Source organism: Cryobacterium sp., from assembly GCF_026786305.1.
Lineage (GTDB): Bacteria > Actinomycetota > Actinomycetes > Actinomycetales > Microbacteriaceae > Cryobacterium.
Genome location: NZ_JAJAYI010000106.1, coordinates 1 through 19995 on the forward strand (window position 1 = coordinate 1; position 19995 = coordinate 19995).

The window sequence follows — 19995 nt, forward strand, 5'->3', positions numbered from 1 at the left end:
CCCTCTTTGGGCCGAGTCGGGGGGGCGGGCCTCGCCGGCTTCTTCGGGCGCTGTTGGTGGGGCGGCGCCCCGCGCGGGCCGGGGGGCCTTCTTGCTCCGCGGGGCCCCGTGGCCCGGGCCCGGAACGCGGGGAGTGCCGGGTCAGGGGGTGCGGGAGAAGGCGGAGGCGCGGCGCACCTGATCGGGTGTGGGGCGAATGCCGGTGTAGAGGAAGAACTGCTCTTCGGCCTGTAACGCCACGACCTCGGCGCCGGTGATGACCGCCGTGCCAAGCTTTCGTGCCGCCACAATGAGTGGCGTTTCGGCGGGGGAGGCCACGACGTCAAAGACGACGCTCGCCGCGATGATCGCAGTGGCCGGGAACGACGTGTGATCGGCGTCAGCGCCGCCCGCCATTCCCACCGGAGTCACGTTGACGATCAGGTCGGCGGTGAGGGCGCCGACCTCCGGCGCCCAGTCGTAGCCGTAGAGCGTGGCCACGGCCCGGCCGGTCACCTCATTGCGCGCCACGATCGTTCCCCGAATAAACCCGGCATGGTGCAGCGCCGCCGCGACGGCCTTCGCCATGCCGCCGCTGCCGCGCACGATCACCGACAGGGCGCTGGGCACATCGTGCTCGGCCAGCAGGCGCTGCACGGCGGAATAGTCGGTGTTGTACGCGGTCAGGTGGCCGCCGTCGTTCACGATCGTGTTGACCGAGTTGATGGCCGACGCCGAAGCATCCATTTCATCGATGAGCGCGATGACGTCTTCCTTGTAGGGCATCGACACGGCACAGCCGCGAATTCCTAGCCCGCGCACGCCCGCGATGGCGTCGGCCAGGTTGACCGGAGCGAAAGCCTTGTAGATGAAGTTCAGGCCCAACTCCTCGTAGAGATAGTTGTGAAACCGTGTACCCAGATTGCTGGGCCGGGCCGACAACGAAATGCACAGGGTCATGTCTTTGTTGAGAATGGGCATGCGTACAGTGTGGTCTGTTTTGCCTGTCCCGTCGTGCGCCTCTGGCGGCGCTCGCCGAGCCGGGGGGCGCCGGAAACTCGTTTCCCGGGAAATCCGGCCGGAGTGCATAATGGAGCTGCGCTCACAATTGTGACCGTGCACATGCGAGCAAGGTTGTCATGTCGGCAGATCTTCCTAAAGATCGCGCACCCAGCATCCGTGATGTTGCGCGCCTCGCCGGAGTGTCCCACCAGACGGTGTCACGAGTGCTCAACGACCACCCGAGCATTCGGGCGACCACCAAGGCGCGCATACTCCAGGCGATGGAGGAACTGCAATACCGGCCGAACCAAGCGGCCAGAGCGCTGTCGAAGGGGCGGTCGCGCACGATCGGCGTTCTCACCGCGTCGAGCGCGCAGTACGGCCCAGCGCGCAGCGTCGCGGCCATCGAAGATGCCGCCCGGAGGCAGGGGTACTTCGTCGACACCGCAAACCTGAGCGTGGCCGACCCGGCCGCGATCGAGGACGCACTGGAGCACCTCCTCGACCAGGCGGTTGAGGGTCTCGTGATCATCGCGCCCCAGGAGCGGGTCTTCGACGTGCTCGAGCGTCTCGACATCGCTGTTCCGTATGTCAGCCTGCAGTCCACGAGAAAGCACGATCTGCGGGCGCTCGCGGCCGACCAGATTCTGGGCGCGAAGATGGCGACCCGCCACCTCATCGATCTCGGTCACCGCGAGATCGTGCACCTGGCCGGGCCGCAGGACTGGAACGAAGCTGAAGCACGGATGCGCGGATTTCTGCTCGAGATCGACGATGCCGATCTCATGACCCACCCGCCGATCCTGGGAGACTGGACCGCTGACTTCGGCTATTTCGCGGGTCAGGAGCTATTGCGATCGCGGGACTTCTCTGCGGTGTTCGCGGCCAATGACGAGATGGCCCTGGGACTGCTGCATGCGCTGCACGACGCTGGGCTCAGCGTTCCGGGCGACGTGAGCGTGGTCGGATTCGACGATGTGCCGGTGGCCAGCCACAGCTGGCCGCCCCTGACGACGGTGCACCAGGACTTCGAGGCGATCGGTCAGCGTGCCTTTGCTGCGCTGCTCGCCGCGATGGGCATGCCCGTTGAGGTGGCCGTCGGTCCGGTCGCGCCGCGCCTGGTCGTACGAGGGTCCACCGGCCCCGTGCCGGTGTCTCGGCTGCCGTTACTTAAGCGTTATTAACGGGCCTTGACACGGCTGGTCGCACAGGCGAACATTGAGTTCGATGTGAACGGTCACAATAGTGGCTGACGGAGGAGTGAACCGATGACGCTTGAGCACGTGATCTTGGAGATGCGTTCCATCACCAAGGAGTTTCCCGGCGTAAAAGCGCTGTCCAACGTGTCGCTCACCGTCATGGCCGGAGAGATCCATGCGATCTGCGGTGAGAACGGTGCCGGCAAGTCCACGCTCATGAAGGTGCTCTCCGGCGTCTACCCGTACGGCTCCTACTCGGGCGACATCATCTTTCAGGGCACCGAGATGCGGTTCAAGGACATCCGCTCGAGCGAAGCCGCCGGAATCGCCATCATCCACCAGGAACTCGCCCTCATTCCCGAACTCTCCATCACCGAGAACATCTTTCTCGGCAATGAACCCACCCGGTGGGGCGCCATCGACTGGGTCGGAGCCAAACGCACCGCCTACGAACTGCTCGCGCGGGTCGGCCTCCGCGACGACCCTGACACCCTGATCAAGAACATCGGCGTCGGCAAGCAACAACTGGTCGAAATCGCCAAGGCGCTGAACAAATCGGTGAAGGTGCTGATACTCGACGAGCCGACCGCCGCCCTCAACGAAGCCGATTCCCAGCATCTGCTCGATCTCATTCGGGGGCTCAAGGGTAAGGGCATCAGCTCCATCATGATCTCGCACAAGCTCAACGAGATCGAGCAGATCGCCGACTCGATCACCATCATTCGTGACGGCCGGGCGATTGAGACCCTCGATATCGCTGCGGACGGGGTCAACGAAGACCGCATCATTCGCGGCATGGTCGGACGCAGCCTGGAGAGCCGGTTTCCCGACCGCACACCGAAGATCGGCGAGGTGTTCTTCGAGGTGCGCGATTGGACCGTGCAACACCCGCAGGTGTCCGAGCGGATGGTCGTGAAGGGGTCGAACCTGACCGTACGTACCGGTGAGATCGTCGGCATCGCGGGGCTGATGGGCGCCGGACGCACCGAGCTCGCCATGAGCATCTTCGGTCGCTCCTATGGCAACTTCATCTCCGGCCGCATCTTCAAGGACGGCAGGGAGATCGAGCTGCGCAACGTCGGCGAGGCGATCGAACATGGTCTCGCCTACGTGAGCGAGGACCGCAAGGCACTCGGGCTCAACCTGCTCGACGACATCAAACGCTCCATCGTCTCGGCCAAACTCTCGAAGATCTCGGCCGGCCCGGTGGTGAACGATGCCAAGGAGTACTCGATCGCGGAGGAGTATCGCAAGAACCTGCGCATCAAGACCCCCAACGTTGACATGGGTGTGAGCAAGCTGTCCGGCGGCAACCAGCAAAAGGTGGTGCTGGCCAAGTGGATGTTCACTGACCCCGACATCCTGATTCTGGACGAACCCACCCGCGGCATCGATGTCGGGGCAAAATACGAGATTTACGGAATCATCCAGGCGCTCGCCGCCCAAGGCAAGGGCGTGATCCTGATCTCGTCCGAGCTGCCGGAACTGCTTGGTCTGGCCGACCGCATTTACACAATCTTCGAGGGCGCCATCACCGACTGCATTGACGGTGTGGATGCCGACCCGGAATCCCTGATGAAAAGCATGACCTCTGCCAAGAAGAAGGTGCGCAGCATATGAGCAGCAACACGGCCCCGATCGACACGAAAAAGGTCGAAGGACGAAGGTCGATCTTCGGCAGCGGCAAGAACAACCTGCGCCAGTTCGGAATCCTGTTCAGCCTGATCGCCATCATCGTTCTGTTCGAGATTCTGACCGATGGCCTCACCCTCTCCCCGGGCAACCTGATCAACCTGGTCAGCCAGTACTCCTACATCCTCATTCTCGCTATCGGCATGGTCATGGTGATCATCGCCGGACACATCGATCTGTCGGTCGGCTCCGTCGCGGCGTTCTCCGGCATCGTCGTGGCGACCTCGATGACTGAGTGGAATTTTCCCTGGCCACTGGCCGTACTGTTCGGCCTGCTGGTCGGTGCCGTGATCGGAGCCTGGCAGGGGTTCTGGGTGGCCTACATTGGGGTGCCCGCCTTTATCGTGACCCTGGCCGGCATGCTGATCTTTCGCGGTGGCAACCAGTTCTTCGGCAACGCCAACACGGTGCCAGTGCCGGAAGGCTTCACCGTGATCGGTGCCGGCTATCTGCCGGAGGTGGGACCAGTAACCGGGTACAACAACCTCACCCTGCTTCTTGGCTTTGCGATCGCTATCGCTATCGCTGTTCGGGAGTGGCGAGCGCGGCGGGTGCAGAAGACGATGCACTCCGAGATGACCCCGCTCTGGGCCAGCGTGCTCAAGATCGGCGTCCTCGATGCCGTCGTCATCTACGCAACCTTCCTGTTCGCCGGGGGCCGCGTCGGTACGAGCTTCCCGGTTTCGGGCATCATCCTCGGCGTACTCGTGCTGTTCTACAGCTTCGTCACTCGTAACACCATCCTCGGACGCCACGTTTACGCTGTCGGCGGCAACAAGCTCGCCGCCGAGCTCTCGGGCGTCAACTCGCGGCGGGTGAACTTTCTCGTCATGATGAACATGTCGATCCTGGCCTCGCTGGCCGGCATGATCTTTGTGGCTCGCGCCGGGGCATCCGGCCCACAAGACGGCCTCAGCTGGGAGCTTGACGCGATCGCCGCGGTCTTCATCGGTGGCGCCGCGGTGTCGGGCGGCATCGGCACGGTGATCGGCTCCATTGTCGGTGGTTTGGTCATGGCCGTGCTGAACAATGGCCTGCAGCTGCTCGGCGTGGGGAGCGACCTGGTGCAGATCATCAAGGGGCTCGTACTCCTGGTCGCCGTCGGTGTCGACGTCTGGAACAAGAGCCAGGGCCGGCCGTCAATTATCGGCTTGCTCACCCGCAACCGCAAGGTTTCGGACCCGCCCACGCCGCCGCCCGCAGTGCTCCCCGATTCCGGTACGCCGGCCTCGGCGCGGCCCGCAGACCGCCCCACCAACTGAACGAAAGCGTTCCTCGAACGCCATCGGTCTGACGATTTTCCTGCTCCACCTCTTTCAACCCAACGAACAGAAAGTGATTCACATGCGAAAAATTCTCACGGTCACAGCGGTCGCCGCGGTGGCGCTCATGGCGCTCTCCGGTTGCTCCAGCCGGGCGCCAGAGGCGGCCGGCGGCAGCGCCGCAGCTGGATTCCCGGCGGACTCCGTCATCGGCGTTGCCCTCCCTTCCAAGACGAGCGAGAACTGGGTACTTGCCGGTGGTCTGTTTGAAGACGGACTCAAGGCAGCCGGGTTCAAGGGTGACGTACAGTACGCCGGAGCCTCGACCACGGTGAAGGACCAGCAGGACCAGATCTCGGCCATGGTCACAAACGGTGCCAAGGTCATCGTCATCGGTGCACAGGACGGTGGCCAGCTCGGCACCCAGGTGAAGGACGCTCGTGACGCCGGTGCCATCGTCATTGCCTACGACCGCCTCATTCTCAACACCGATAACGTTGATTACTACGTGGCCTACGACAACTTCAAGGTGGGTGAACTGCAGGGCCAGGCGCTGCTTGACGGTCTCGCGGCCAAAAAGCCCGAGGGACCGTACAACATTGAACTGTTCTCCGGTAACTCCGCTGACGCCAATGCGCCGGTGTTCTTCAACGGCGCCATGAGCGTGCTGCAGCCGAAGATCGACGACGGAACCCTCGTCGTCGCCTCGGGTCAGACCGACATCAAGCAGACCGCAACCGCGGACTGGAAGCCGGAGAACGCGCAGAGCCGCATGGACTCGCTCCTCACCAGCACCTATGGAAGCCAGGAAATCGACGGCGTGCTGTCGCCGAACGACACCCTGGCCCGCGCGATCATCACCTCGGTGAAGGCCGCAGGCAAGCCCATCCCCGTCGTGACCGGTCAGGACTCCGAAGTGGAGTCGGTCAAATCGATCATGGCTGGCGAGCAGTACTCCACCATTAACAAGGACACCCGCGTTCTCGTGAAGCAGGCCATCGACATGGTCAAGACTTTGCAGACCGGCGGTACTCCCGAGACCAACGATGACACCTACAACAACGGCAACAAGATCGTTCCAGCGTTCCTGCTCCCGCCGGTCATCGTGACCAAGGACAATGCGGCCGAAGCGTACGCCAACGACCCGAAGCTGTCGCCGCTGACCAAGTAGCAAAGCAGCAGCCGCTGGCAGCCAGCACTGCTGGACGGGCCGGTCTCCACTTTAGTGGGGGCCGGCCCGTTTGTGCGTGTCTGGCGTTGTGGAAGGATGCTCAGTGACCGGCCACCACGCGACACGCCGACTGAGATTCCACAGACGAAATAATGTCGCGAACTATGCCTGTGGATAACCGGGTGCGGTTCCGCGGAATCTGGGCGGTTTTGCTGTGCCGGACTGTGTGCAACATGTGGAATGTCGGTGGATAACTACATAATTGTAATTACTGCATGTAGTGGCTATTGAGCTTAGGGATCACTAGATGTAGTATTAAGACTCTAGTCAGGCGCTACGGCCAGACGGCACACTTGCTCATTTTCTACCACGATCTTTGATGAATCCTCGTCTCTGATCGAAAAGTTATATCGAACATACTTGCGAAGCATGTCGAACAGATTTAGACTTGAACTGCCAAGAAGAGAGGCCATGACCATGGCAATCACCGTTTACACGAAGCCCTCCTGCGTGCAGTGCGCGGCCACCTACCGTGCCCTCGACAACAAGGGCATCGAGTATGAGGTGCTCGATCTCTCGATCGATGAAAACGCTCTGGAGGCCGTCAAGGCTTTGGGCTACCTGCAGGCGCCCGTCGTGATCACCGACGAAGAGCACTGGTCGGGCTTTCGTCCCGACAAGATCAATGCACTCGCCGCTCGCCTCGCGTAGGTGCAAAATCACCCAGCATGCCCAATCGCCCAGACGTTTTGCCCGATCAGAATCGCCACAGTAGATGACTGACATGGTGTATTTCTCGAGTGTCTCGGGCAACACGCGTCGGTTCGTTGAAAAGCTCGGCCGACCTGCCTCGCGTATACCTCTTTATACGCGCGAGGAACCGCTCGTCGCCAAGGAGCCGTTCGTGCTCTGTGTGCCTACCTATGGCGGCGGCAGTACGGGCGGGGCGGTACCCAAGCAGGTCATCAAATTTTTGAACAACGAGACCAACCGGTCCTTGATTCGCGGCGTCATCGGCGCCGGCAACATGAATTTCGGTACGGCCTATTGCTTGGCCGGCGACATCATCGCCGCCAAGTGCAAGGTGCCACACCTTTACCGCTTCGAAGTATTTGGAACACCGGATGATGTGCGCATCGTTCACGACGGATTGGAAGAATTTTGGAAACGACAGCCGTGAAGATCATGCCCATTGACGCACCGTCGGGCATGGATTACCACTCGCTCAACGCGATGCTCAACCTGTATGGCTCGAACGGGGAGATCCAGTTCGACAAGGACCGCGAGGCGGCGCGCGAGTTCTTTCTGCAGCACGTCAACCAGAACACGGTGTTCTTTCATTCGTTGCGCGAGCGCCTCGACTACCTGGTCGAGAAGGAGTACTACGAGCAGGCCGTGCTCGACCAGTACTCGTTCGAATTCATCACGAGCCTGAACGATCTGGCCTACTCCAAGAAGTTCCGTTTTCAGTCCTTCCTCGGTGCGTTCAAGTACTACACCTCGTACACGCTCAAAACCTTTGACGGCAAGCGATACCTGGAGCGTTTCGAAGACCGCGTCGTCATGACGGCGCTGGGTCTCGCATCCGGTGATGAGAAGCTCGCCGTTGCCCTGGTGGAAGAGATCATCGCCGGCCGCTTCCAGCCCGCGACGCCTACCTTCTTGAACTCCGGCAAGGCCCAGCGCGGCGAGCTCGTCTCGTGCTTCCTGCTGCGCATCGAAGACAACATGGAGTCGATCTCTCGCGGCATCAACTCCTCGCTGCAACTCTCCAAGCGCGGCGGCGGCGTGGCGCTGCTGCTCAGCAACATTCGTGAGGCCGGCGCGCCGATCAAGCAGATCGAGAACCAGTCCAGCGGCATCATTCCCGTTATGAAGCTGCTCGAGGACTCTTTCAGCTACGCCAACCAGCTCGGTGCCCGCCAGGGCGCCGGCGCTGTCTACCTGCACGCGCACCACCCCGACATCATGCGCTTTCTCGACACCAAGCGGGAGAACGCCGACGAGAAGATTCGAATCAAGACTCTCTCGCTTGGTGTTGTCATTCCCGATATCACCTTCGAGCTGGCCAAGAACGACGAGTGGATGTACCTCTTCTCGCCCTACGACGTGGAGCGCGTCTACGGCGTGCCGTTCGCCGACATCTCGGTGACCGAGAAGTACCACGAGATGGTCGACAACCCCCGCATCAAGAAGTCGAAGATGAAGGCGCGCGAGTTCTTTCAGACACTCGCCGAGATTCAGTTCGAGTCCGGCTACCCGTACATCATGTTCGAAGACACGGTGAACAAGACGAACCCGATCAAGGGCCGCATCAACATGTCGAACCTGTGCTCCGAGATTCTTCAGGTGAACACCCCGACGACCTACAACGAGGACCTCTCGTACAACGAGATCGGCAAGGACATCTCCTGCAACCTCGGGTCGATGAACATCGCCCTCGCCATGGATTCCGGCGACCTTGGCCGCACCGTCGACGCCGCCATTCGCGGCCTCAACGCGGTATCCGAGCAGAGCCACATCAGCTCTGTTCGTTCCATTGAAGACGGCAACGACCGCTCGCACGCCATCGGCCTTGGCCAGATGAACCTGCACGGCTACCTCGCCCGTGAGCGCGTCTACTACGGCAGTGATGAGAGCATCGACTTCACCAACATCTACTTCTACACGGTGCTGTTCCACGCTCTGCGCACCTCGAACGACCTCGCCATTGAACGTGGCCGCACCTTTGAAGGCTTCGAAGACTCCGCCTATGCCTCGGGCGCGTTCTTCGACAAGTACACCGACCAGGTCTGGGGGCCGACGACGGCTCGCGGTGCCGAGCTCTTCGTCCAGGCCGGGGTGTCGATTCCGACACAGGCCGACTGGGCCGAGCTGAAGGCATCCGTTATGCAGCACGGTATCTACAACCAGAACCTGCAAGCCGTGCCGCCGACTGGGTCAATCTCGTACATCAACAACTCGACCGCTTCGATTCACCCGATCGCGGCGAAGATCGAGATTCGCAAAGAAGGCAAGCTGGGCCGCGTGTACTACCCGGCGCCGTTCATGACGAACGACAATTTGGACTTCTACCAGGACGCCTACGAGATCGGCGCTGAGAAGGTCATCGACGTGTACGCCGCGGCTACGCAGCACGTTGACCAGGGGCTCTCGCTCACGCTGTTCTTCAAAGACACCGCGACGACCCGCGACATCAACCGTGCCCAGATCTACGCGTGGAAAAAGGGCATCAAGACCATTTACTACATCCGTTTGCGCCAGATGGCTCTCGAGGGCACCGAGGTGGAGGGGTGCGTCTCCTGCGCGCTGTAAGTTTGCTCGGTCTCGACCAGCGGTCTGGTTTGGACAGGCTTGACCAACGACCTACGAGAAGGACAAACAATGATTGACAAGCTCAAGCTGGTCTCGCACGTGGATGCGATCAACTGGAACAAGATCGAAGACGAAAAAGACGTCGAGGTCTGGAACCGGTTGACCAACAACTTCTGGCTGCCCGAGAAGATTCCGCTCAGCAACGACATCCAGTCGTGGAACCAGCTGACGCCGGTCGAGCAGCAGCTCACCCTGCGCGTGTTCACCGGGTTGACCCTGCTCGACACGATTCAGGGCACCGTCGGTGCTGTGTCGCTCATCCCTGATGCGATCACCCCGCACGAAGAGGCGGTATACACGAACATTGCGTTCATGGAGTCGGTGCACGCCAAGAGCTACTCGTCGATCTTCTCCACCCTGAGTAACACCAAGGACATCGACGAAGCGTTCCGCTGGTCGACGGAGAACGAGAACCTGCAGCGCAAGGCCTCGATCGTCATGGAGTACTACCAGGGCGATGACCCGCTCAAGCGCAAGGTTGCCTCGGTGCTGCTCGAGTCGTTCCTGTTCTACTCGGGCTTCTACCTGCCGATGTATTTCTCCAGCCGGGCGCGCCTGACCAACACGGCCGACCTCATCCGTTTGATCATTCGTGATGAAGCGGTGCACGGCTACTACATCGGCTACAAGTTTCAGAAGGGTCTGGAGAAGGAGACCCAGGAGCGGCGCGATGAGATCAAGGACTACGCCTTCAACCTCGTGTTCGAGCTGTACGAGAACGAGGTGCAGTACACGCAGGACCTCTACGACGAGGTCGGCCTCACCGAAGACGTGAAGATGTTCTTGCACTACAACGCGAACAAGGCGCTGATGAACCTCGGCTACGAGGCGATCTTCCCGAAGGACGTCTGCGACGTGAACCCGGCGATTCTCTCCGCGCTCTCACCGAACGGCGACGAGAACCACGACTTCTTCTCGGGCTCGGGTTCGTCATACGTGATCGGTAAGGCCGTCGTGACCGAAGACGACGACTGGGACTTCTAAGGCACCAGCACGCGAGAATCCTGGCTACGCCGACACGAGATTCTCGCTGGCCGACTGCGAAACGGTAGGCCGAGACGGGGGAGCTTCTCGACGGAGGCTCCTCCCAAGCCTGCCCATTTGTTGATCTGATAGGCTGAACGTTTCCTAACCCCTGTTGCCGTTGCCGGGGGAGGACGCGTCGCGCCAATCATTGAGGTTCCATATTTCTCAGCATGCCCCCAATTCCACTGTGGCTGATGAAGCCCCATCCCGGGTCAATAAGACCGTTTTTTTTGGCTCCGCAAGCGGCATTATTGCCATCGCCCTATGGGCCATCCTCGCCCCTGACAACGCCAGCGCTGTCATCGCTGCCGTCGTCGGATGGGTGTCTACCAACCTCGGCTGGTACTACTTTCTGATCGTCACCCTCGTGCTGGCCTTCGTCATCTACATCGCCCTGTCGCGGGTCGGCAAGACCCGGCTCGGCCCCGACCACTCGCGTCCGCAGTTCAGCCTATTTACCTGGACCGCCATGCTGTTCGCGGCCGGGATCGGCATTGACCTGATGTTCTTCTCAGTATCGGAGCCGGTTACCCAGTACCTCGCACCGCCGAGTGGCGACGGCAGTACCGTCGAAGCAGCTCGCCAGGCCATGGTGTGGACGCTGTTCCACTACGGCATCACCGGCTGGGCCCTCTACGCGTTGATGGGCCTGGCCCTCGGCTATTTCGCGTACCGGCAGAACCTGCCGCTGAGCATCCGCTCTGCGCTCTACCCCATCTTCGGCAAGCGCATCTACGGTCCAATCGGGGACTTCGTTGACATTGCTGCCATTCTTGGAACCATTTTTGGCATCGCCACGAGCCTCGGAATCGGAGTTGCCCAGCTCAACTACGGGCTCACCTTCATGTTTGGCACCCCGCAGTCCATGTTCGTGCAGGGATCGCTGATCGCTCTGTCAGTGGTAATGGCAACCGTCTCGGCCGTGACCGGTGTGGAAAAAGGCATCCGTCGCCTCTCCGAACTCAATGTGCTGCTCTCGGTCGCCCTCATGCTGTTCGTACTGGTGGCGGGCAACACCGCGTTCTTGCTCGACGCTATCGTGCAGAACGTCGGCGACACCCTCAGCCGCTTCCCCGGCATGACCCTCGACACCTTCGCCTATGACCGGCCGGACGCCTGGATGAACGCGTGGACGCTGTTCTTTTGGGCGTGGTGGATCGCCTGGGCACCGTTTGTTGGCCTGTTTTTAGCGCGGATCTCCCGCGGCCGCACCATCCGCCAGTTCGTTTCCGGCGTTCTCGTGGTGCCGTTCGCGTTTATCCTGCTCTGGATTGCCGTCTTCGGTAACAGCGCCCTGGCCATAGTTATCGGCGGTGACGCCGGCTTCGGCGAAATCGCGATGAACTCTCCCGAGAAGGCGTTCTACTCCCTCCTCGACCAATTTCCCATGGCTCCCCTGACCGCAGCCATCGCCACCTTCACTGGCCTGCTGTTCTATGTAACATCGGCAGATTCTGGCGCGCTCGTGATGGCCAACTTCACCTCGCACCTGAAGAACTCTGATTCTGACGGCCCAAAATGGTTGCGCATCTTCTGGGCGGTGGCCACGGGTGTACTGACTCTCGCGATGCTTCTTGTGGGAGGAATCCCGGTGCTGCAGAACGCCACCATCATCATGGGGCTCCCATTCTCGTTGGTACTCCTACTGATCATGCTGGGCCTATACAGGGCCCTGCGCGTGGAGCAATCCCTCACCGACAGCTACCGGGCCAGCCTCCCCGGGCTGCTCTCCGGGCGCAGCGGCGACCCTGCACGCGCTCGAAATTGGCGTCAGCGCCTCACCCGCGCAATGAGCTATCCGGGCCGACGCCAGACCGAGCGCTTCGTCTCGACCGTTGCGCTGCCAGCGCTGCAGGAGGTGCACGAAGAACTTCTCGCCCAGGGCTCCGACGTCACCCTGACCGAGGGCGTCGTCGAGGGGCTTCAGATTTCGCACCTCGACCTGCTCGTGACCATGGGTGACGAGCGCGGATTCAAGTACCAGATCTACCCGGTGCAGCTCGATATTCCCACCTATGCCGTGCGCAGCGCGTCGGAGCAGGGCAAGTACTACCGCATGGAAGTGTTCTCGCTTGAGGGAAGTCACGGGTATGACCTCATGGGGTACAGCAAGGAGCAGGTCATCACCGATGTTCTCGACCACTACGAGACGCACCTAGATTTTCTGCACCTCAACCGCACCGAGCCCGGTAACACCGCACTGCCCGACGACCAGGTGGCTAAGGACAATTGGGAAGTCGATTTTGACTCCGAAGACGTGAAGAAATGAGCACCATGACCTCGACCCTGTTCATTAACGGCGCGTGGCTGCCCGCCGCCGACGGTGGTACCCGCCTGATCAGCTGCCCGGCCGACGGCGAACCGGTCGGCACCGTGTCCGAGGCCACAACAGCGGATGCTCACGCGGCCATCAACGCCGCCCGCACGACGTTCGACAGTGGCGTGTGGTCTTCGGTTTCCGCCCCAGAGCGCGGCGACTTTTTGCTGCGGGTGGCCGCGGAACTGCGGGCGCGCAAGGCCGAGTTCGCCCGCGCCGAGACACTCGACACCGGCAAGCGCCTGGTCGAGAGCGAAATTGACATGGACGACATTGCCAATTGCTTCGCCTACTTTGGCAAACTCGCCGGGCAGGACGCCGGCCGCATCGTTGACGCCGGCGACGAGACGGTGGTCAGCCAGATCGTGGTGGAACCGGTCGGTGTCTGCGGGCTCATCGCTCCGTGGAATTACCCGCTTCTGCAGGCTGCCTGGAAGATCGCACCGGCACTCGCCGCTGGCAACAGCTTCATTCTCAAGCCCAGCGAGCTCACCCCGCACACCGCGATTCTCATGATGGTGCTCCTCGACGACCTCGGCCTGCCCGCGGGCGTCGCCAACCTCGTGCTCGGCGCCGGAGCGGTGGCCGGAGCGCCGCTCTCCAGCCACCCCGACGTGGACTTGGTCTCGTTCACCGGCGGCCTCGAAACCGGCAAGAAGATCGCGGCCGCCGCCGCTGGGACGGTCAAGAAGGTGGCACTCGAACTCGGCGGTAAGAACCCCAACGTGATCTTCGCCGATGCGGACTTCGATGCTGCAGTGGACAATGCTCTTAATGGGGCTTTTGTGCACTCGGGGCAGGTCTGTTCTGCCGGCGCACGACTGGTGGTGGAGGCATCCGTTGCAGAACGCTTTGTGAACGAACTCGTACGCCGCGCAAACCAGATTCGACTGGGCGGTCCCTTCGACCCCGAGGCGGAGACCGGGCCGCTGATCTCGGCCGCGCACCGCAACAAGGTGAGCGCCTACGTGCAGAAAGGCCTCGACGAGGGTGCCCGGCTGCGCTGCGGCGGCACCTGGGGCATCGGCGAGCTCGACAAGGGCTTCTACTACACGCCGACGATTCTCGACCGCGTGGAACGCGGCATGAGCGTCGTCATCGACGAAGCCTTCGGCCCCGTCGTCACCGTGGAAACCTTCGAGACCGAAGACGAAGCCGTGCTCATCGCGAACGACACCATCTACGGCCTCGCCGGCGCCGTCTGGACCCAGGACGCCGGTCGAGCGCAGCGCATGGCGAAGCGCCTGCGCCACGGCACCGTGTGGATTAACGACTTTCACCCTTATCTGCCGCAGGCGGAATGGGGCGGCTACGGACAGTCCGGTGTGGGCCGCGAGCTCGGCCCGAGCGGCCTGGCTGAATACCAAGAAACCAAGCACATTTACCAGAACACTGCCCCCGCAGTTACCGGCTGGTTCGCGGCGCGCTGAGGAGTGACACAGATGGCAGAACTAACCAAGACTGACTTTGACTACATCGTGATCGGCGGAGGTTCCGCCGGAGCCGCCGTCGCTGCCCGCCTGAGCGAGGACCCCGCCGTGCAGGTGGCGCTCGTCGAGGCCGGACCCGACGACCGCGGCATCGACGCTATTCTGCAGTTGGACCGCTGGATGGAACTGCTCGAGTCCGGCTACGACTGGGATTACCCGATCGAACCGCAGAAACACGGCAACTCATTCATGCGCCACGCCCGCGCCAAGGTGATGGGCGGATGCTCCAGCCACAACTCCTGCATCGCCTTCTGGGCCCCCGCCGAAGACCTCAACGACTGGGCGGCAAAGCACGGCGCGACCGGGTGGGAGGCCGCGAACACCTTCCCACTGTTTCAGAAGCTCGAATCCAACACCGACCCGGCGCCCCACCACGGCCACAACGGCCCGGTGCACCTGATGGATGTACCCCCGAACGACCCGTGCGGCGTAGCACTGCTCGATGCCTGTGAGCAGACCGGCATCCCCCGGGCCACGTTCAACTCCGGCACGACCGTCGTCAACGGCGCGAACTTCTTTCAGATCAACCGGCAGGCAGACGGCACCCGGGCGTCCTCCTCGGTGTCATACATCCACCCCATCATGGAGAGAGTGAACTTCACCCTGCTCACCGGGATGCGCGCCCGCCAGCTAACCTTCGACGCCGCCAAGCGCTGCACGGGCGCTCTGGTCGTGGATGCGGCCGGACGCACGCACTCGCTCACGGCCCGGGCCGAGGTCATCCTCTCGGCCGGCGCCATCGATTCCCCGAAGATGCTCATGCTCTCGGGCGTCGGGCCAGCCGCACAGCTGCGCGAGCACGGCATCGAGGTGCTCGCCGATTCCCCCGGCGTGGGCGAGAACTTTCAGGACCACCCGGAGGGCGTTATTCAGTGGGAGGCCAAGCAGCCGATGCCCACTGAGTCAACCCAGTGGTGGGAACTGGGCATCTTCACGACCACCGAAGACGGTCTTGACCGCCCCGACCTCATGTTCCATTACGGTTCTGTACCCTTCGACATGCACACGGCCCGGCAGGGGTACCCCACGACAGAGAACGGCTTCTGTCTCACGCCCAACGTCACCCACGCCCGTTCCCGCGGAACGGTCAAGTTGCGCAGCCGCGACTACCGCGACAAGCCTCTCGTCGACCCGCGCTACTTCACCGAGCCGCACGACATGCGCGTGATGGTCGCCGGCATCCGCAAGGCTCGCGAGATCGTGGCGCAGCCAGCCATGGCGGCCTGGGCTGGCGTTGAGCTGTACCCGGGTCAGGCCGTGCAAACGGATGCCGAGATCACGGACTATATCGAGAAGACGCACAACACCGTGTACCACCCCGCCGGAACCGTGCGCATGGGCCCGGTCGACGACAGCGGCTCGCCGCTCGACCCCGAACTTCGCGTTAAGGGTGTGACCGGCCTCCGAGTGGCCGATGCTTCCGTCATGCCTGAACTCGTGACCGTCAACCCCAACATCACCACGATGATGATCGGCGAACGCTGCGCCCAGCTCATCAAGGCTGCTCGCTCCGCGCGCTAACGCTGGCTGACGTGCCGGCCTGGCCCCCGCGGAGACGTCGTTGGGGCCGGGCTAGTGCGCGGTACGGAGGTAGGCCAGCTGCGCGCGAACGGAGGCCTCGGCCGCGAACCGCACCGCGGCATCCGTGCGGGCATAGACCACATCGGTGACCTGCCCAACACTTGCGTCGACACCCAGGGTGGCCAAGGCGGCGCGCACCTGGTCGAGACGTTCGTGCCGGTGCGCGAGGTACGCGGTGCAGATGGCCGCAAGGTCGGGCAAGACCGGGCCGTGCGCGGGAAGCACGGTGGCCGGCCCGAGCGCGCGCAGGGCTTCGAGCGAGGCCAGATAGTCGGCGAGGGTGCCGTCGATGATTGAGGTGCCACGACCGAGAATGGTGTCGCCGGTGAGCACCGAGCCGGTCGGGCCGTCTGCCGGCAGATGCACGCAGATCGAGTCATCGGTGTGCCCGGGCGTTGCCATAATGCGGATGCCGGTGCCAGCGGCGCGAACCAGTTCCCCGTCTACGAGTGGGTCGCCTCCGACGCAAAATTGCGCATCGAAGGCCCGTACCGGCGCTCCCGTGAGTGCCCCGAATCGAACGCTCGCCGCCGTGTGGTCGGCGTGCCAGTGGGTCACGAGCACGAGTTCGACCCGCCCGCTCGCGGCGAGTGTGGCGAGGTGCCCCGCGTCAAGGGGGCCCGGGTCAACCACGACGATCGAGCGTGCACCGCGCGCCCCGATGAGATAGCTGTTGGTACCGTCGAGCGTCATCGGCCCGGCGTTCGGTGCGAGCAGGCTGCGGGTGAGCGTGCTCGTGCGCTGCGGGGCAATGTCATCGGGCATAGTTCGCAGCTTAGCGAGTACCGCCACGGGCGGCACCCCGATGCCGGGGTGCCGCTGCTGTGCGCTGGTCAGGGGTGCACGATGATCTTGACCGCGGTCTCGTTGTGGTTGATGAGGGTATCGAAACCCTGGGTGATCAGGTCGTCGAGCGCAATGCGCCCGGTGATGAAGGGCGCCAGGTCGACCCGGCCGTCCTGCACGAGCTTGATGCTCGCCGGGTGATCGCGAACGTACGCGATCGTTCCGCGCAGGTCGATCTCCTTGAGCACGAGCTTCTGCATGTCGATGCTGGCCGGCTTGCCCCAGATCGACACGTTCACGATGACCCCGGCGGGCCGTACCGCGTCGAACAGCTGGCCCAGCACAACGTTGACGCTCGTGCACTCAAAGCACACGTCGGCGCCGCGGCCGTCGGTGAGTTCTTGAACCCGGGCAACGACGTCGTCCTTGCTGGGATCGAGAACGTGATCGGCGACGCCGGTGAGGCGCGCTTTCTCCTTGCGTGCCTCGCTGAGCTCGGACATGATGACCGTGAGCCCCTCGGCCTTCAGAACGGCAGCGACGAGCAGGCCGATCGGGCCGGCCCCGCCGATGAGGGCGACATCGCCGGCTTGTGCACCGCTGCGTACGAAAGCGTGGTGGGCAACGGAGAGCGGTTCGATGAGCGCGGCCTGGTCGAGCGGGATATCGCCGATCGCGTGCACCCAGCGACGGTCGACGACGACCTTCTCGCTGAGTCCGCCGCCTCCGCCGGCCAGGCCGATGAAGCCCATCTTCGTGCACAGGTGATAGTTGCCGGCCAAGCACGGCGCGCACTCGTTGCAGACGAAATAGGGTTCGACGACGACGTTGTCGCCGACCGCGAGATCAGTCACACCCTCGCCGAGCGCGGTGATCGTGCCGGAGAACTCGTGCCCAAGGGTGACCGGTTCCTCCTCGTGCGAGAGCGGGTGAGGGTGTCCCTCAGCCGGAATGAAGATCGGCCCGTCGAGGTACTCGTGCAGATCCGTGCCGCAGATGCCGCACCATGCCACGTCTATGGCGACGGCTCCTGGTCGAAGCTGGGGTTCGGGAATATCCTCAATGCGAATGTCTGCGGGACCGTGAAAACGTGCTGCCTTCATAGGTGTCACTACTCCTTAGCGCCGAAGACGCGGTGCAGCGACGGTGCCCTCCTGGCAAGGTGCGGTGCGTTCCGGCGTGCCTTAAGACTACCGGCCTTCCTTGAAGGACTCCGGGGTGAAGAGCCGCGCATTAAGGTGGAGTCAACGACCCGATAGCGTAAGGACAACGCAATGATGGCAGTGAGGAAGAGCGACCCGGCGCCGATCGACGACGCCCCGATCGGCGTTGCGGCGACGGTCGTCTTGCTGCGTGAGGGCGCGGCGGGCCCCGAAGTGCTGCTGCTTGAACGGCCACGCCACCGCGGTTCCTTCGCTGGTGCCTGGGTGTTTCCCGGCGGCGGGGTGGACCCAAGCGACCGACTGCCCACGGATGCCGCAGCGCCGGCCGAGGCCATCGAAGAGCTCGCCGCCCGTCGGGCCGCCGTGCGCGAGGTGCGCGAGGAGACCGGGCTCGACGTTTCGCCCGATGCGCTCGTGGCGACCGCGCTGTGGATTCCGCCACGCAGCGCCCCCAAGCGGTTGCGCACCTGGTTCTACCTGGCGCCGGCCCCGAACGACCCGATCGTGCTCGCCCAGGATGAGGTCATCGACTATTCCTGGCTTCGGCCGGAGACGGCGCTGGCGCGGCACGCATCCACTGACCTGACGCTGATCGCGCCAACCTGGGTGACCCTTTACGGCTTGCAGGGATTCGGGGCGGTGGCCGAGATTGTGGCGAGTGCACAACAGAGCGGGCTGGCGCACTACGAAACCCGGCTCGGTGCCAGCTCGAGTGGACCGGTGTTGTTCTGGGCGGGGGACGTCGCCTATGCCGATGATCTGCTTGCCGAGCAGGAGGGCGGACGGCACCGCCTCGAGATCGGCCAGGTGCCGTGGGTGTACAGCGCGAGCGAACGGCGCTAACTGGCAGCGGTCACGTTCGGGAGCAGTGATGCGGGCGCGCATGCCTGTCCATCGACGAAGTTGAGGCAGTCGTCGAACATGACGGAGTACCCTTCGAGGGTCGAGTTACCGAACCAATCGTTGTAGAACAGCCAAAAGTTGAGGTTGCCGTAGGTGGAGCAGGCGTCACCCCAGGCACCGGCCTTATCGACGGCAACTGGGTTGGGCTGGTACGGCGTGTAGTTATACAGGTTGGCGGTGGCCTGGTTCTCAATGTGCACCCTCGACGCCCCGCACTCGGCATTCGGGTTGAAACCCACGTCGACGGCGCCGATTTGAAAGGCTCGATCGGGGTGCTGCGTGTACTGCCGAAACTGCCAGGCCGCGTTGTAGACCTGGTTGAAGAAGCCGAAGTATTGGGCGTCGCAGTCGGCGGTGTCCGGGCAGCCGTAGCCGGTGGCGCGCAGATAACCGGATGCCGTGGGCCGGGTTAGGAGCGACTGTTCCTTCTGCAGCAGCACCAGCAGCACCTCGGGGCTAATGGTGCACGCCTGCGCGATCTTGGCGATGATGCGGGCGGCCGGCTCGTTCTCGGCACCGATATAGGGCAGGCAGTGGCCGTCGCCCTTGGCCGGTTGGCTGGTGGTCGTTTCACGGTATTCCCAGAGGCACGGCACTCCGTCGGTCGGCGCGCAGGAACGGTGTTCGAGAAAGTCGGCAATCTCGCTCTCGGTGAGGGCATCGGGGTTGAAAAAGTTGTAGTCGCTGATGATGAGGCCGGGGTCGAACGCGGCGGGCGGTTCCGAGCCTGCAGCAACAGCTGGCAGTGGTGCTGCAGCGACCGGATGCGCGGGCAGCACGATAAGCGTCGCCGCGAGCGCGACGAGGCCCACCCCGGTCGCCAGAATGCGCCGGTGACGACGGGACTGCGCGAAGACTCTCATACCAAAACCCTAACCGGGGCCGGTCGGCTCGTGTCACGCCGGTGGGTAGGCATTCTCGCGTCGCGGGGGGCCGGGGGGGGGGGGGGGGGGGGGGGGGGGGCGGCGCCGGCCCCGCCCCCGACGCCCGGCGACACCGCGACGCCGATCGTGCCGAACTTCTCGCCGATCGTGTAGACGCTCCCGATC

The 19995-nt window shown here is 63.1% G+C and carries 16 protein-coding genes; 12 read left to right on the forward strand and 4 right to left on the reverse strand.

Features of this window, described 5'->3' with window-relative positions:
• Positions 1-141: 141 nt before the first annotated feature.
• Positions 142-960, reverse strand: a complete 819-nt coding sequence (locus tag LH475_RS13550) for a shikimate 5-dehydrogenase (protein WP_196844195.1) — start codon at positions 958-960, stop codon at positions 142-144.
• Between the two features lie 158 nt (positions 961-1118).
• Here LH475_RS13550 and LH475_RS13555 point away from each other — a divergent pair, with 158 nt between their 5' ends.
• From LH475_RS13555 to LH475_RS13605, 11 genes are all read left to right on the forward strand, one after another.
• Entirely contained in the window at positions 1119-2165 is a 1047-nt protein-coding gene (locus LH475_RS13555; protein ID WP_196844194.1) for a LacI family DNA-binding transcriptional regulator, read from the forward strand.
• Positions 2166-2249: 84 nt separating this feature from the next.
• Positions 2250-3800 carry a multiple monosaccharide ABC transporter ATP-binding protein gene (gene mmsA / locus LH475_RS13560; protein WP_196844193.1) on the forward strand — a complete coding sequence of 517 codons (1551 nt, stop codon included), beginning with the start codon at positions 2250-2252 and terminating at the stop codon, positions 3798-3800.
• Positions 3797-5134, forward strand: a complete 1338-nt coding sequence (gene mmsB, locus LH475_RS13565; protein ID WP_196844192.1) for a multiple monosaccharide ABC transporter permease — start codon at positions 3797-3799, stop codon at positions 5132-5134. Before mmsA ends, mmsB begins: the two co-directional genes overlap by 4 nt.
• Positions 5135-5216: 82 nt before the next feature.
• On the forward strand, positions 5217-6305 hold the full coding sequence (locus LH475_RS13570; RefSeq protein ID WP_196844191.1) for a sugar-binding protein: 1089 nt from the start codon (positions 5217-5219) through the stop codon (positions 6303-6305).
• A 477-nt stretch (positions 6306-6782) separates the two neighbouring features.
• Positions 6783-7016, forward strand: a complete 234-nt coding sequence (gene nrdH / locus LH475_RS13575; RefSeq protein WP_196844269.1) for a glutaredoxin-like protein NrdH — start codon at positions 6783-6785, stop codon at positions 7014-7016.
• 64 nt (positions 7017-7080) lie between these two features.
• Positions 7081-7485 (forward strand): class Ib ribonucleoside-diphosphate reductase assembly flavoprotein NrdI, encoded by a 405-nt coding sequence (gene nrdI, locus LH475_RS13580; RefSeq protein WP_196844190.1) that lies wholly within the window; start codon positions 7081-7083, stop codon positions 7483-7485.
• A gap of 5 nt (positions 7486-7490) precedes the next feature.
• Positions 7491-9620, forward strand: a complete 2130-nt coding sequence (gene nrdE / locus LH475_RS13585; RefSeq protein ID WP_297414593.1) for a class 1b ribonucleoside-diphosphate reductase subunit alpha — start codon at positions 7491-7493, stop codon at positions 9618-9620.
• Positions 9621-9689: 69 nt separating this feature from the next.
• The gene (nrdF, locus tag LH475_RS13590) at positions 9690-10664 is read left to right on the forward strand and encodes a class 1b ribonucleoside-diphosphate reductase subunit beta (protein WP_196844189.1); all 975 of its coding nucleotides are present in this window, start codon (positions 9690-9692) and stop codon (positions 10662-10664) included.
• A 229-nt stretch (positions 10665-10893) separates the two neighbouring features.
• Positions 10894-12975: a choline BCCT transporter BetT gene (gene betT / locus LH475_RS13595; RefSeq protein WP_196844188.1), complete on the forward strand. Its 2082-nt coding sequence runs from the start codon at positions 10894-10896 to the stop codon at positions 12973-12975.
• Positions 12972-14453 carry an aldehyde dehydrogenase family protein gene (locus LH475_RS13600; protein ID WP_297414584.1) on the forward strand — a complete coding sequence of 494 codons (1482 nt, stop codon included), beginning with the start codon at positions 12972-12974 and terminating at the stop codon, positions 14451-14453. The genes betT and LH475_RS13600 overlap by 4 nt, the downstream gene beginning before the upstream one ends.
• Positions 14454-14465: 12 nt before the next feature.
• Complete coding sequence (locus LH475_RS13605) at positions 14466-16034, forward strand: GMC oxidoreductase (protein ID WP_297414586.1); 1569 nt, start codon at positions 14466-14468, stop codon at positions 16032-16034.
• Positions 16035-16085: 51 nt separating this feature from the next.
• Here LH475_RS13605 and LH475_RS13610 read toward each other — a convergent pair whose 3' ends face one another.
• Both LH475_RS13610 and LH475_RS13615 read right to left on the reverse strand, forming a co-directional pair.
• The gene (locus LH475_RS13610; protein WP_196844185.1) at positions 16086-16859 is read right to left on the reverse strand and encodes an MBL fold metallo-hydrolase; all 774 of its coding nucleotides are present in this window, start codon (positions 16857-16859) and stop codon (positions 16086-16088) included.
• Positions 16860-16927: 68 nt separating this feature from the next.
• Positions 16928-17983: a 2,3-butanediol dehydrogenase gene (locus tag LH475_RS13615; RefSeq protein WP_196844184.1), complete on the reverse strand. Its 1056-nt coding sequence runs from the start codon at positions 17981-17983 to the stop codon at positions 16928-16930.
• Positions 17984-18154: 171 nt separating this feature from the next.
• On the opposite strand from LH475_RS13615, the gene LH475_RS13620 reads away from it, so the two are divergent.
• Positions 18155-18886 (forward strand): NUDIX hydrolase, encoded by a 732-nt coding sequence (locus LH475_RS13620; protein ID WP_196844183.1) that lies wholly within the window; start codon positions 18155-18157, stop codon positions 18884-18886.
• On the opposite strand, the gene LH475_RS13625 is transcribed toward LH475_RS13620, so the two are convergent.
• Positions 18883-19809, reverse strand: coding sequence for a hypothetical protein (locus tag LH475_RS13625; RefSeq protein WP_297414590.1), 927 nt, complete (start codon positions 19807-19809; stop codon positions 18883-18885). The two genes, LH475_RS13620 and LH475_RS13625, sit on opposite strands and share 4 nt — an antisense overlap.
• Positions 19810-19995 lie beyond the last annotated feature (186 nt).

What these genes read in the sequence shown, in the direction of transcription:
- LH475_RS13620 (WP_196844183.1), top strand. Translation starts at nt 18,155, where the DNA reads ATGATGGCAGTGAGGAAGAGCGACCCGGCGCCGATCGACGACGCCCCG.
- LH475_RS13610 (WP_196844185.1), bottom strand. Translation starts at nt 16,859, where the DNA reads ATGCCCGATGACATTGCCCCGCAGCGCACGAGCACGCTCACCCGCAGC.
- nrdH (WP_196844269.1), top strand. Translation starts at nt 6,783, where the DNA reads ATGGCAATCACCGTTTACACGAAGCCCTCCTGCGTGCAGTGCGCGGCC.
- LH475_RS13600 (WP_297414584.1), top strand. Translation starts at nt 12,972, where the DNA reads ATGAGCACCATGACCTCGACCCTGTTCATTAACGGCGCGTGGCTGCCC.
- mmsA (WP_196844193.1), top strand. Translation starts at nt 2,250, where the DNA reads ATGACGCTTGAGCACGTGATCTTGGAGATGCGTTCCATCACCAAGGAG.
- LH475_RS13605 (WP_297414586.1), top strand. Translation starts at nt 14,466, where the DNA reads ATGGCAGAACTAACCAAGACTGACTTTGACTACATCGTGATCGGCGGA.
- LH475_RS13625 (WP_297414590.1), bottom strand. Translation starts at nt 19,809, where the DNA reads ATGAGAGTCTTCGCGCAGTCCCGTCGTCACCGGCGCATTCTGGCGACC.
- LH475_RS13570 (WP_196844191.1), top strand. Translation starts at nt 5,217, where the DNA reads ATGCGAAAAATTCTCACGGTCACAGCGGTCGCCGCGGTGGCGCTCATG.
- nrdF (WP_196844189.1), top strand. Translation starts at nt 9,690, where the DNA reads ATGATTGACAAGCTCAAGCTGGTCTCGCACGTGGATGCGATCAACTGG.
- LH475_RS13615 (WP_196844184.1), bottom strand. Translation starts at nt 17,983, where the DNA reads ATGAAGGCAGCACGTTTTCACGGTCCCGCAGACATTCGCATTGAGGAT.
- LH475_RS13550 (WP_196844195.1), bottom strand. Translation starts at nt 960, where the DNA reads ATGCCCATTCTCAACAAAGACATGACCCTGTGCATTTCGTTGTCGGCC.
- nrdE (WP_297414593.1), top strand. Translation starts at nt 7,491, where the DNA reads ATGCCCATTGACGCACCGTCGGGCATGGATTACCACTCGCTCAACGCG.
- nrdI (WP_196844190.1), top strand. Translation starts at nt 7,081, where the DNA reads ATGACTGACATGGTGTATTTCTCGAGTGTCTCGGGCAACACGCGTCGG.
- mmsB (WP_196844192.1), top strand. Translation starts at nt 3,797, where the DNA reads ATGAGCAGCAACACGGCCCCGATCGACACGAAAAAGGTCGAAGGACGA.
- LH475_RS13555 (WP_196844194.1), top strand. Translation starts at nt 1,119, where the DNA reads ATGTCGGCAGATCTTCCTAAAGATCGCGCACCCAGCATCCGTGATGTT.